Raw genomic sequence first — 12076 nt, 5'->3', positions numbered from 1 at the left:
GGGGACGGACCGGCCGAGGCCGATCCGTCCCCGGCGCGGGATCAGGCGCCGGCCGGCACCTTGTCGAGAAAGCCGTGCACGTTGCTGATCAGGCCGTCGTCGCCGATGACCGCGACGTCGAAGCCGATGACGACCGGCTCGCCGCCCTCGGGGCCGAGGTGCCAGGTGAACCGGGCGAGGTTGTGGTGGGCGTCGGCCGGGCCGCCCGGGCTGAACACCAGCCCGCCGAACTGTCCCTGCACCGCCGCGATGGTCGCGTCGAGGCCGTCGACGCCCCGGACCGAGACCAGCGGGTCGGTGTACTCGGCGTCGGCGGCGAAGACCTCGGCGAGCAGGGCCCGCCGGGCGGCGGCGTCGGTCTCGTTCCAGGCGGCCAGGTAACGCTCGACCAGGTCGTTGATGTCGCTCATCCTCGTTCTCCTTCGTGGTTGTCGTCCGTTGACCACGACGTTAGGGAGATCGCCGGACCGGGGAATCCGTCGCGCTTAGGTACTTGCCGCAAGAGACCCCGGTAGCGGCTGTCGCGCGTGGGGCGCCCGGGCTACGCTCGACGTCATGGATCTTGGACTCGCGCCGCACACGATCGTCACGGTGGTGGCGGTCGCGCTCCTCGGCGTCGCGGCGGTCATCACGGCGATCAAGCAGGAGCAGGGCTGGCTGCGGGCACAGCGGCGGGTGTCGGCCGAGGTCGGGCGGCTGGAGCTCGCCGAGATCCGCGAGCTCCTGCGGCAGGGGATGGTGACGCCCACCCCGCAGTACTGGCAGGTGCTGGAGGAGGGCCTGGTGTTGTTCCGGCCGCGTGACCGGCGGGAGGAGCTCCAGCGCCAGCGGCTGCTGCAGGAGGTACGGCTGCGGCTCATCGGCGGCTGACCGATCGTGGCCGGGGGCTGGGCGTTTCGCGTTTTTTAGGTGATCATGATCCTCCGTACGACGAGGTGCGCGGTACTGGAGGTTTCGTGAAAGCTGGTATTCGATTCGCCGCCGTGACCGGCGTGGCGATGGCCGCGGGCCTGGTGTCCGTCCCCTCCGCCCACGCGACGGGCGGCGGAGCGCGGCACGACATCGTGGTGAAGGAGAACCGGAAGGGGTTCAAGGCGGCCGGGCCGGGCTTCACCCTGAAGCTGACCAAGGACGGCATCGTCACACGGGTCAACGAGGAGAAGTTCGGCGACCCGAGCACCGGCAACCCGATCGTCCGGCAGACGATCGACTTCGCCGGACGCACCCTGCGGCCGTTCGTGTGCGAGAACGGGACGTACACGATCAAGGCCGGGACGTTCAACCGGGCCTGGCGGTTCTCGCTGCTGGAGCGGCGGCCCGCGATCTACCCTGAGCAGTTCCAGACCGCCTTCCCCGGTTTCGTCACCCCGTTCCTCGGCGTGATCGACGCGACCGTGACGGACGCCGCCGGGGAGACGCTGCGGGTCCTCGTCTCGGATCTGGGATACGAGGCGCGGACGAGGAACGGCGGATTCCGCGCGACGTACCCGATCCACGGGCTGATCGTCGACGGCAAGGGCAAGGTGCGTGACCGCATCTCGCTCCTCGGGCGCTTCCGGTCGGGGCCGGACGGCGCGAACGCCCGGTACTGGATCGAGGACCGGGGCACCTGCCACCAGACCGCCGACCTCAAGTGGGGACCCGGCACCGACCGTGTGGTGGTGACCGGCCCCCTGCTGGTCCTGCCGTTCAACTCACCCGTGGTGACGCCCCGGCGATAAGGCCCGGGAAGCCGGTGCCGCCGCCCTCGGCGGCACCGGCGGCCCAGCACTCCCACCACGCTCACCCTCCGTCGCGCGACCTCGGTCGCCCGCGTGCTCCAAATCTTCGTTGACCTGGGTTTACGGCCCCATGACGTGCGGGTACTTACCGCAATGAGATCGTGACTCAGAGTAAAGGCGAACCCACTGGAACGGTAAACGTCCAGCTCTGAGCTTCGCCAAGCGAGGGAGGGTCCCCCATGCGGTGTCCGACGTCCGGCACTCCGGTCACAGATCTCGCCGACCCCCTGCCCGGTCCGGTCCGGACGGCCGAGGGCGTTCGCGGCACGCCACACCACACCCCTGACACGGCGTCGCACGGCGACACACCTCGGGTTCTCGGCCGTCCCGGACCGGCCTCGGCACTTCGCCCGGCACCGCGCGCGGCGTCCGGTGCGAAGCCGACCGGCCTGCCGCCACGGGAGCGCGGAGTGGCGGCAGGCCGGCTCACGGAGCCCGCGGCCGCCCGCCCCGACCCTGATCCCCTGCCACGGGCGCCGGTGCCGTACGCCCCCGCGGCACCGCCGTCCTTCACCGCCGGGCCGGCGGCGTCATCGAGCCATGCCGCCGGCCCGGCCATCCGGCACCCGCGCCCGCGCCGCCGCGCACCCGCCTGAGCCGCCGCGCCCGTTTTGTCGCCTGAGCGGCCGCCCGCCGCCCACTCGTACCGCACGCCGTTCCCATCGCAGTCCGACGCATCCGGAGAGGTCCATGCCCAATCGCGCTTCAGACGTTCGTGCTCCTCAGCGCCGCGCGCTCGCCACCCGCGTCGCGGCGGTCGTCACGGCTCTCGCCGCCGGCCTGCTGTCCGCGGGCAGCGGCCTGGCCACGGCCGACACCAGCGGCGACGGCGGCGTCGGCAGCGGCAACCAGGTGCTCCTCCCGATCAACCTGCCGATCACCGTGAGCGGGAACGCGGTCGGGCTCCTCGGCAACGCCTCGGCGGGCTCGCACGTCAACACCGCACCCCGTCCGGCCAAGGTCACGGCGACGAAGGCCGCCCCCAAGAAGGCGCGGCACAAACACAAAGCCGGGCACAAGGGCAGTGCCAAGGCCAAAGCCACCAAGAAGGCCGGGCACAAGGCCGCCAAGTGGACGCGCGAGGACCGGGGGCCCAAGACCTCCGGCAGAGGCGGTGTCCTCAGCGGTAACCAGGTGATCGCACCGCTCAACCTGCCCATCACGGCCTGCGGCAACGCCGTCGGGCTCCTCGGCACCGGACGCGCGGGATGCACGGCCCAGATCGCGTCCTCGCCCGGCGGCGGCCACAAGGCCAGAACGTCCGGGACGGGCGGCGTCCTCAGCGGCAACCAGGTGATCGCACCGCTCAACCTGCCGGTCACGGCGTGCGGCAACGCGGTGGCCGTCCTGGGCAGCGGCGCCGCCTCGTGCAACGTCACGGTCGGCAAGGCCAAGGTCCATCCGCCGAAGGCGAACCCTCCGAAGGCGCATCCTCCGAAGGCGCATCCTCCGAAGGGCGCCCCGCCCAAGAGCACGCCGCCCAAGACCGCTCCCGGCAAGCACGCGTCGCACGGCGGCCACCTGATGCCGCCGGTCGAAGGCGACGCGCCCCCGCGGAGCGTCGCCTCGACCGTCCGGTCCGGCGGCTGGAGCGAACTTCCCCGGACCGGGGCGCCCATCTGGCTCCTCGCCTCGTCCGCGGGCGCCGCACTCACGATCGGCGCGGGCCTGATGCTCGTCAGCCGGCGACGCCGGCGGCAGCCCGGTCCCGGCGAAGCCGCCGTCGCCGGCCCGCTCGCGAAGGGAGGTGACAACCCGACCTAACCGGAACGACGGGCGGACCGGATCTGTCCCGACCCCGTCCCCGGCCGCCCGGGAGCACGTTCGCACCGCTGCGACGCCCGGCCCGTGGCTGCACTCCGCCGCCGCGGGCCGCGGCGCGCCCGGCGTCAGGCCGTCTGGAACTTCTTGCGCCAGTACTGTCCGTGGATGACGCCGCCGAACCGCTCGACCGGCTCCTCCTCGCGTTCGAGCTCGAAGCCCGCGGCCCGGTAGATCCGGTGCGCGGGCCGCTGGAGCGCGGTCGTCCAGAGCATCATCTCCGCATAACCCGCCTTCTCCGCGAAGCGCACGCACTCACCGACCAGGGCGGCGCCGACGCCGAGCCCGCGGGCGGGCGGCTCGACATGCAGCAGCCGCAGCTGGGCGACCGCCTCCTCCTTCTTCATGCAGAAGACGCTGCCCACCGGCGCGCCGTCGAGCTCGGCGATCCAGGCGTTCTCGCACGCGGGGTCGTGGGACTCCCCGTACCCGGCCACGATCTTCGCGACGAGCGCCTCGTACGTACGGTCCCAGCCGACCTCCTCGGCGTAGAGCGCGCCGTTGCGTTGGACGACCCAGCCGAGGTCGCCGGGGCGCAGCGGGCGCAGGACGCAGGTGCCGCGCGGCGGGCCCGCGTCGTCCAGCACGTTCTGGATGGTCTTCATGGCCGTCACCAGCAGCTGCCGTCGCCCGGCCGGCAGCCGGTCCAGCATCGCCCGGATCTCGCCGACGGAACGTTCGTCCAGCATCGCGAACACCTCCCGGCCGTGCGGCGTGAGCCGCGCGACCTGGCGGCGCGCGTCGGCCGCGGACCGTTCCCGCCGGGCGATGCCGTCGCTCTCGAACCGGGCCAGCATCCGGCTCAGGTAACCGGGGTCCAGATCGAGCGCGCGCCGCAGCTCCAGGACCTCGGTGGCGTCCCGCTGCGCCAGCTCGAAGATCACCCTTGCCTCGGTGAGGGAGTACGGCGTCTTCAGCAGCCCCTCGCCGAGCACGCCGATCACGCCGGTATAGAAGCGGTTGAACGACCGGACCGTGGTGATCTCGTCCGCGATGACGTCCACGACTCACCTCCGCGCAATTGTTTGACTCGGTCAAACATAAGGGCGCGGGCGGGGCGGCGTCCAGCGGATCGCCGGGATCAGGCGCGGACCGCGGCCACCTCGCGCGCCTCGCGGACGATCTTCCGCTCGATGAAGAAGGCGAGGAAGGGCACCAGGCCGGCGGAGACCATGACGGCCATCTGCTTCAGCGGCCAGCCCGCCTTGCGCCAGAGGTCGTACGCGATCGCCAGGTAGACGATGTAGAGCGCGCCATGGATCGGCGAGATGATCGCCGACGGGGTGCCGTTGCCGCCGATGTAGCGGATGGGCATCCCCACGAACACCACGAGCAGCAACATCACGCCGACGACGAGGGCCAAGAGGCGGTACCGGTTGATGGCCGCTTCCACGGATCACACCTTTCTGGGGAGACGACGCGAGGACGCTCAGTCGCGCCGGTGGCTCTCGGAGTTGAGCCGCGCCAGGTAGCGGTTGTAGGCCGCCAGGGCGGGGTCCTCTTCCTCCTGCCGCCGGATGATCTCGCGCTTGACCGCGGCCGCCGCGGGCTCCTCGATCACCTTGGGCGCCTGGCGGCTGTCGTCACCGCTCAGCTCGTCGCGGATCATCTTGATCCACATCACGATCACGAAGATGGCGAAGATCGGCCACTCGAAGGTGTAGGCCCAGCTGCGGTCGTTGCCCGACTGGGCGCGGTCGTACTGCCACCACCCGAAACCGAGGAACGAGGCGCACAGCACGATCGCCAGCGCATGCAGTCCGAGCCAACCCGGGGTGAGGAACCTTCGCACGTCATCGAGAGTACAACCGGTACCGGGCAGCCGGCGCACAACCCCGTCTCACCGTGCCCGCCCCTTCGCCGCCGGGAGCGGCGGGCCGGTATAGACGGCCCGGGGGCGGAGCGGCCCGGCGCGTCCGTACTCCTCGATGGCGTGCGCGAGCCAGCCCGCGGTCCGCGCCACGGCGAAGATCGCCTCGCCGGAGCCCGGGGGCATCCCGGCGACCGAGGTAAGGGTGGCGAGGGCGAGATCGACGTTCGGCTCCGGAAGCCGCCGCCGCGCCGCCTCGGCGCGCACGGCGTCGGCGACCGCGAGCCGTGGATGGTCCGGCGCCACATCCCTGACCAGGTCGAAGAGAACGGTGGCCCGCCGGTCGCCGGACTTGTAGACCGAATGGCCGAAGCCCGGCACACGCTGCCCGGCGCGCAGCAGCTCACCGATCACGCGGCCCGCCCGCCCCGGCTCGCCGATCTCGGCGAACAGCCGTTCCGCGCCGAACGAGGCGCCGCCGTGCAGCGGGCCGCCGACCGTGCCGAGCCCCACGGCGACCACGGCGTACGGGTCGGCCCGGACGGACGCGGCGATGCGCGCCGCCAGGGTGGAGGCGGCCAGCTCATGATCGGCCAGCAGCACCAGCGCCGCCCCGAGCACCCGGAGCAGGCCCGGCTCCGGCGGGCGCTCGCTGAGCGCGCCCCACAACCGTCCGGCGATCGAGCCGTCCGCGCCGGCACCGGCGGTTGCGGTGGGCAGGGCGTCGACGAGACCGGCGATGAGCGCGCGGGCGGTGGCGAGGACGCCGTCCCGGTCGAGCTGGAACCGGAGCGGGTCGGCGGCGGCCAGCGCCATGGTGATCACCTGGAGCCGGTCCAGCGGCAGCACGTCGGCGGGCAGCCCGGACTGCGCGCCGACGGCCGCCGCGAGCCCGTCCGACGGCGCACGCCAGGTCTCACCCGGCCGCCCTTCGCCCGGCCTCCCTTCGCCCGGTGCACGCGCGGCTGGATCGTGCTCGCCGGTCCAGAGCCAGCCCGCGACCTCCTCGAAGGTGCTCGTCGTGGCCAGCTCGGTGGCGTCCCGTCCCCGGTAGTAGTGCCGGTCCGGGCCGAGCGCGGTGATGGCCGACTCGATCTCCAGCTCCGTGGGGCTCGGCGGGCGCCGGGGCCTGCCGCGCCGGGCCAGTTCCTCGATCTCTTCCGCGTCGAAGAGGCTGCGCCGCCCGTCGGCGTCACGCCTTCGGCGAAGCACGCCACGGCTCACGTACGCGTACAAAGTGGCGGGCTTCACACCGAGCCGTTCCGCCGCCGCGACAGCGTCGATCCACTCCCCCACCTGGATCTCCTCAGCCCTCGACCCCGATGACATTGATTTTAGTCAATATTGATACACGTTGATGAGAGTGTCAATCTGAACGCATGCCGCAGATTCATTTCCTCGATGTCACCAATCGCGACGGCGTGCAGACAGCCCGGACCGGGCTGTCGAAATTCGGGAAGACAATGGTCAACTTCTATCTGGGCCGCCTCGGGGTGGCCCAGTCGGAGATCGGCTTCCCGTTCCTGTTCCACGAGGTGCCCTACGTCCGGGCGCAGGTCGCCCTGGCCGAGGCCGGTGCGTTCGGACAGCTCCGGTTGTCGGGCTGGTGCCGCGGCGTCGCGGAGGACGTGGAGAAGGCGCTGCCGCTCGGGCTCGCGCACTACAACCTGTCGATCTCGACCTCGGACTACATGATCGCCAACAAGTTCCGGGGCCGGCTGGACCGGGACGCGATCGTCCGCGAGATGACCGCCGCCGTGCGCGCCGCCAGGAGCGGGGGCGCCCGAACCGTCGGGGTCAACGCCGAGGACGGCTCGCGCACCGGCGACGGGTTCCTCACCGAGTTCGCCCTCGCGGCCAAGGAGGCCGGTGCCGACCGGGTCCGCTACTGCGACACCATCGGCGGCGACACCCCGGACCGCATCCGGGAGCGCTTCGCCAAGCTCGCCGCGGCCACCCGGATGCCGGTCGAGACGCACTGCCACAACGACCTCGGGCTGGCGGTGGCCAACTCGGTCTCCGGCGCGCTCGGCGACCTGGAGGCGGGCCAGGACGCCTGGATCAACACCTGCGTCAACGGCGTCGGCGAACGGGCGGGCAATGCCGACCTGCTGTCCACGATCCTCGCGTTCCGCCACGGATTCGGCCTGGCGGAACGCGGCGCGGCGATCGGCGATCCGATCGACCTGTCATGGGCCCGGCGGTTCGCCCTGTGGGCGGGCTACGCGCTCGGCCAGCCGCTCCCCTACAACCAGGTCGGCGCGGGCCGCAACGCCTTCGCGCACGAGTCGGGCATCCACGCCGACGGCGCGCTCAAGGACCACGGCAACTACGAGCTGTACGACGAGGCGACGCTCGGCCCGTTCCCCGGCGACTGGCACGCGCGGGCCGGGCGGGTCGTCCTCACTGGGGAGTACGGAGGGAAGGCCGGATTCCGGCATGTCATGGACGGTCTCGGGATCGAGCCGGTGGACGAGGGGCTCGCGTTCAAGCTCGTCCAGCTGTGCAACGCGATGACCGGCCGCCCGCTCACCGACGACGAGCTGCGGCTGATCGGCGCGTACCCGCGCGAGCTCGCGCTGCTCTTCCCGGGGCTCCTCGACTGAGTTCTGAAACGCCCCTAATTGTCGGTCGGCAGGTCTACGTTCCGGGCATGGCTACCGCACAGGCATACGCCTACACGCGCCCGTCCGCGCTCACCGGAGATGCCCTGGGCCTGTCGACCTCGGGCGGCACGACCGCCACCGGCCCCGACGCGCACCCCCGCTTCTTCAGCGGCCTGCTCACCCAGGCCGCCCCCGCCGCCGCCGCACTGATCGGCCTCGCCGACGTCGCGCAGGCGCGCTACTTCCAGCCGCGGCTCACCGCGATGCGCGACCCGGTGGTGACCTGCAACGGCGACCGTCTCCGGCTGGAGTCGTTCTCGGCGTGCTGCGGCGTCTACGCGCGGCTCGACGTGCTCGAAGGCGCGCTGGACGGCGACGTGGTCGCGCTCGGCACCACGAACGTGGACGTGAACGGGCCGCTGCGCGAGGCGCTCGCCCGCGTCGGCGGCTCCGATCCGCTGCATCTGGCGGTCGGTGACGATGGGCTCGCGGTGACCACGCTCGACGGCGCCGTCGTCGAGAAGAAGGTGCCGCTGCCGGAGCGGTGGCTGCGCGGGTTCGCCGAGGTGCAGGTCATCGCCGCCGGGTTCGACCTGCGCGCCGAGGTGACGGGCCAGGAGGCGGTCCGGTTCCTGCGGTCGTTGCCGCGCGGCGTCCGTGACGTTCTGTGGGCGGCTCCCGCCGGGCGGGGGCTGCGGCTGACGTCCCGCCCGTCGCCGGGTTCGGTCTGCCTGCCCGGACCGGAGCGGCTGCAGACGATGCTTCCGCTGCTGCGTTTCGCCCGTGCGCTGCGTACGTACGGCCCTCCCGCCGCGGCCGACGCCGGGCCGGTGGCGAGCGCGTGGGAACTGGAGCTGCCCGGCATGCGGTACGTGCTGACGCTGTCTCCCGAGGTGCGGCGCGGCTTCTCCGGCGAGGGCGCGGTCCTGGACGCGCTCATCACCGACGAGGCGGCGGGCGACGCCGACCTGATCGGCACGCTGCTGGCGTTCGAACCGCGCGTCGAACCCGACCTGCTGGCCGAACGCGCGGGCGTCGACCGCGCGCGGGTCAAGGCGGCGCTGACGCAGCTCGGCACGTCGGGCCGCGTCGGTTACGACACCGCCGAGGCCGCGCACTTCCACCGCGAACTCCCCTACGACCCGGACCGCGTGGCCGCGATGAACCCGCGTCTGCGCGCGGCGCACGCGCTCGTGGACCAGGGCGCGGTCGCCTTCACCGCGGACGACGTCGCCGTCGTCACGGTCGACGGCAGGCCGCGCCAGGTGCGCTTCGACGGTGACCGCGCCTCGTGCACCTGCCAGTGGTGGGCCGACCACCGCGGCGGGCGCGGGCCGTGCAAGCACGTCCTCGCCGCCCGCGTCGTCCGCGCCAAGACCGCGCACCCGGCCGTGACGAAGGGACTCTGATGCACACCTGGGACGACGTCCGCGCCCAGCTGGCCGCGGGGAAGGCCGAGGTCGTGGCCTCGATGATCACGAGGCTCGACGACGCCGGGCGGACCGCGATCGCCAAGGAGCTTCCCGGCTACCTCAAGAGCCGGAGCAGCGGGAACTGGTCCCTTTGGGGGCACCACCGCCGGGAGGCCCAGGCCCTGCGGATCGCGGGCGCCGGCTGCATCCCCGGCGCCGCCGGCGCGGCGGCGTGGCTCTGCCGCGCCGATCTGGACATCCGCGACAACGGCGCGGTGCACGCCCTCCTGATCGCCCGCGTCGTCGCCGCCCGGCCCGCCTCGTGGCGCGCGGACGTGGCGCGGCGGATCTCCCGCCGGCTGCGCGTCACCGACCAGGCGAGCCGGTGGGGCGGCCAGGACCGGTGGCGGCTGGCGGACATGCTCGCCCGCAGCGGCGGCGAAGGACTGCCGGACGACGACGCCTACGTCGTGGGCTGGGCACAGTGGACCGACCCGTACCCCTGGCTGAACGAGGAGCCGTATCTCGACGAGCTTCTTCCCCGGATCTTCGAGGTGGAGGCCGTCGGCCGGGTGCTCGGCCTCCGGGCGCACGACGACGACCCGTGGATCGACATGCTCACCCGGCTGGCCGCCGTGGGGCGGGTCGAACGGGAGATGCTGCTCGACGGGTGCGTCCGCCGTCTCCTGCGCGGCGGCCGGATTCAGGATCTGCGCTGGTACCTGGACCTCTACCGGGCGCTGGAGCCGTCTCCCGCCGAGGCGAGGACCCACATCCGTGACCTCGCCCGGCTGCTGCCCGCCGCGCCCGGCCCGGTCGCGGAGTTCGCGCTGGACGAGCTGCGCCGGGTCGACGAGGCCGCGGACCTGGACGAGGCGACGTTCGCCGAGGTGGCCGAGGCGCTGCTCTTCCGCCCGGAGAAGAAGCTGGTCCGTGCGGCGCTCTCCTGGATCGACCGGACCGCCCGCGAGCGGGACCGCGTCGAAGCGTCGCTCACCGCGCTCACCGTCGCGTTCGGCCAGGACAAGCTCGACCTCCAGGAACGGGCCGCCAGGGTCGCCGCCAAGCACGCGGCCAAGGCGAGCGAACCCGTGCGCGACGCCGTCCGTCAGGCCGCGGCGGGCCTGCCCAAGGAGGCCCGCGACCGCGTCGCCGAAGCGTTCGGCGCGGTGACCGTCACGGCGGCCACGGCGCCGGTGACCGGCCTCACGCCGCCACCGCCGCCACGCGAGCTGCCGCCGCTCGCCCGTTCCGTCGCGGAGCTGACCGAGGAGGTGGCAGCGTACTTGCACGGCGAGCTGACGTGGCGCGACGGCGAACGTGTGCTCGCCGGCCTGGTCGAGTTCGCGCATCGTGAGCCCGGCGAGACGCGCGCCGCCGTGCGACGCGTCGTCCCCGACCTCGCGCCGTGGCTGCTCTTCGTTGACGACGACTACAGCGATCACCCGACGCGCTGGCTGGGAGCCGCCCTCCGGCCGCTGGTCGCGCCGGCCGAGCCGCGGCGGAAACCGGTTCCGGACCTCGACCGGAAGGGGCCGGCGCCGAGCGCGGCCCTGTGCGGCCGCATGCGCGAGGTCGCGGGCGCGGTGGGCCGTCTTCCGGTGCTGCTGGCGACGCCGACCCACACCACGGGCCACGTCGCTCCCGAGGTCCTGGTCGAACGGCTCGAACGGCTGGAGGCGGCGGGCCTGCGGCCCGGTCCGCTCGACCTGGAGCAGGCGCTGCTCCGGCTCCCCCGCGACATCCCCGGCGACGTCGTGCTCCGCGCCCGGCGCCTCGGCTCTCCCGAAGGCCGCCGGGCGGCCGCGTGGCTGGCGGACGGCGGGCTGCCCGATCCCCGGGTGACCTGTGAGGCGGTCTCGATCCCGCGCACCGTCTACAGCTGGCGAGGCAGCGAGTCCCAGGCCGTCGACCGGGTGCTGCCGACGATCGTCGCGGCGGAGACCGGAGGGGCCGAACCGGAGCCGCACGGCTTGGCCGACCTGCTGCTCGGCCTGCCCCGCCAAGGCTGGAAGCGGCTCGCATCGCAGGCGCATGTGCCCTACTGCTTCTCCTGGTGGCCTTCCCTCCTGCCCTCCCATCGCGAGGTCCTCGCCGCGCACCTGCTGGTTCCGTTCGCGGACGAGGTCGAGTCGCGACACGGGCAGGGCGGCATCCTCCTGTCCCTGGCCGAGGCCGACGGCCCCGTCGGCCCGGCGACGGCCACCGCGCTCGCCCTCGGGCTCGGCTCCAAGCGAGCGGAGGAACGCTCCGCCTCGGTCGACGCCCTCCTCACGTTCTGCGCGCGCGGGCAGTTGCCCCCGGTCGGCGACGCGATCGCCGTGCTGGCCGGGTCCGCCGGGGAGCTGAAGCTCAACCGGGTGACCGGCGCTCTCACCGACGCCGCCCGCGCCGGCGCGCACGCCGACGTCCTCCGCGTGATCGCCGCCGCGCTCCCGGAGCTGCTGCCCCGGCCCGGCGAACGCCCCATGACCGGTCTGCCCGACCTCATCGCCCTCGCCACCGAGGCGGCGGAGACGGGCGCCCGGTGTCCCGTCCCGGCCGGGCTCGCCGGACGGACAGGTACCGGCCGGCTGGCCCGGGAGGCGGGGCGTCTCCACCGGATACTGACGGGTGCCCCCGCTTGACTTGATACCCCGTGCCCGT

11 protein-coding genes are annotated in these 12076 nt (G+C 73.2%); 6 read left to right on the top strand and 5 right to left on the bottom strand.

Going from position 1 to position 12076, the window contains the following annotated elements; genetic code table 11:
• Positions 1–41: 41 nt before the first annotated feature.
• Positions 42–410 (bottom strand): nuclear transport factor 2 family protein, encoded by a 369-nt coding sequence (locus tag ABD333_RS10645; protein ID WP_344540104.1) that lies wholly within the window; start codon positions 408–410, stop codon positions 42–44.
• Between the two features lie 145 nt (positions 411–555).
• On the opposite strand from ABD333_RS10645, the gene ABD333_RS10640 reads away from it, so the two are divergent.
• The 3 genes from ABD333_RS10640 to ABD333_RS10630 all read left to right on the top strand — a co-directional run bounded on the left by ABD333_RS10640 (position 556) and on the right by ABD333_RS10630 (position 3545).
• Positions 556–870 (top strand): hypothetical protein, encoded by a 315-nt coding sequence (locus tag ABD333_RS10640; protein WP_344540103.1) that lies wholly within the window; start codon positions 556–558, stop codon positions 868–870.
• A gap of 86 nt (positions 871–956) precedes the next feature.
• Positions 957–1721: a hypothetical protein gene (locus ABD333_RS10635; RefSeq protein WP_344540101.1), complete on the top strand. Its 765-nt coding sequence runs from the start codon at positions 957–959 to the stop codon at positions 1719–1721.
• A gap of 750 nt (positions 1722–2471) precedes the next feature.
• Complete coding sequence (locus ABD333_RS10630; protein WP_344540099.1) at positions 2472–3545, top strand: chaplin family protein; 1074 nt, start codon at positions 2472–2474, stop codon at positions 3543–3545.
• A gap of 125 nt (positions 3546–3670) precedes the next feature.
• Here the strand turns inward: ABD333_RS10630 and ABD333_RS10625 are convergent, their stop codons facing one another.
• The 4 genes from ABD333_RS10625 to ABD333_RS10610 all read right to left on the bottom strand — a co-directional run bounded on the left by ABD333_RS10625 (position 3671) and on the right by ABD333_RS10610 (position 6708).
• Complete coding sequence (locus ABD333_RS10625; protein ID WP_344540097.1) at positions 3671–4606, bottom strand: bifunctional helix-turn-helix transcriptional regulator/GNAT family N-acetyltransferase; 936 nt, start codon at positions 4604–4606, stop codon at positions 3671–3673.
• Positions 4607–4683: 77 nt separating this feature from the next.
• On the bottom strand, positions 4684–4995 hold the full coding sequence (locus tag ABD333_RS10620) for a DUF3817 domain-containing protein (RefSeq protein ID WP_344540096.1): 312 nt from the start codon (positions 4993–4995) through the stop codon (positions 4684–4686).
• Between the two features lie 36 nt (positions 4996–5031).
• Entirely contained in the window at positions 5032–5394 is a 363-nt protein-coding gene (locus ABD333_RS10615; protein WP_344540094.1) for a hypothetical protein, read from the bottom strand.
• A gap of 48 nt (positions 5395–5442) precedes the next feature.
• Positions 5443–6708 (bottom strand): citrate/2-methylcitrate synthase, encoded by a 1266-nt coding sequence (locus ABD333_RS10610; RefSeq protein ID WP_344540092.1) that lies wholly within the window; start codon positions 6706–6708, stop codon positions 5443–5445.
• An 83-nt stretch (positions 6709–6791) separates the two neighbouring features.
• Here ABD333_RS10610 and ABD333_RS10605 point away from each other — a divergent pair, with 83 nt between their 5' ends.
• Genes ABD333_RS10605 through ABD333_RS10595 form a run of 3 tightly spaced genes read left to right on the top strand, consistent with a single transcriptional unit; the run spans position 6792 to position 12057 of the window.
• Positions 6792–8018 (top strand): LeuA family protein, encoded by a 1227-nt coding sequence (locus ABD333_RS10605; RefSeq protein ID WP_344540090.1) that lies wholly within the window; start codon positions 6792–6794, stop codon positions 8016–8018.
• 47 nt (positions 8019–8065) lie between these two features.
• Positions 8066–9427: an SWIM zinc finger family protein gene (locus tag ABD333_RS10600; RefSeq protein WP_344540089.1), complete on the top strand. Its 1362-nt coding sequence runs from the start codon at positions 8066–8068 to the stop codon at positions 9425–9427.
• Positions 9427–12057: a DUF6493 family protein gene (locus ABD333_RS10595; RefSeq protein ID WP_344540087.1), complete on the top strand. Its 2631-nt coding sequence runs from the start codon at positions 9427–9429 to the stop codon at positions 12055–12057. The genes ABD333_RS10600 and ABD333_RS10595 overlap by 1 nt, the downstream gene beginning before the upstream one ends.
• Positions 12058–12076 lie beyond the last annotated feature (19 nt).

The organism is Actinomadura fulvescens, from assembly GCF_039533225.1.
Lineage (GTDB): Bacteria > Actinomycetota > Actinomycetes > Streptosporangiales > Streptosporangiaceae > Spirillospora > Spirillospora fulvescens.
This window is presented reverse-complemented; position numbering and strand designations above follow the sequence as displayed.

Excerpts from the sequence above, each read along its gene's own strand:
- ABD333_RS10600 (WP_344540089.1), top strand. The coding sequence starts at position 8,066 with ATGGCTACCGCACAGGCATACGCCTACACGCGCCCGTCCGCGCTCACC.
- ABD333_RS10630 (WP_344540099.1), top strand. The coding sequence starts at position 2,472 with ATGCCCAATCGCGCTTCAGACGTTCGTGCTCCTCAGCGCCGCGCGCTC.
- ABD333_RS10640 (WP_344540103.1), top strand. The coding sequence starts at position 556 with ATGGATCTTGGACTCGCGCCGCACACGATCGTCACGGTGGTGGCGGTC.
- ABD333_RS10605 (WP_344540090.1), top strand. The coding sequence starts at position 6,792 with ATGCCGCAGATTCATTTCCTCGATGTCACCAATCGCGACGGCGTGCAG.
- ABD333_RS10645 (WP_344540104.1), bottom strand. The coding sequence starts at position 410 with ATGAGCGACATCAACGACCTGGTCGAGCGTTACCTGGCCGCCTGGAAC.
- ABD333_RS10595 (WP_344540087.1), top strand. The coding sequence starts at position 9,427 with ATGCACACCTGGGACGACGTCCGCGCCCAGCTGGCCGCGGGGAAGGCC.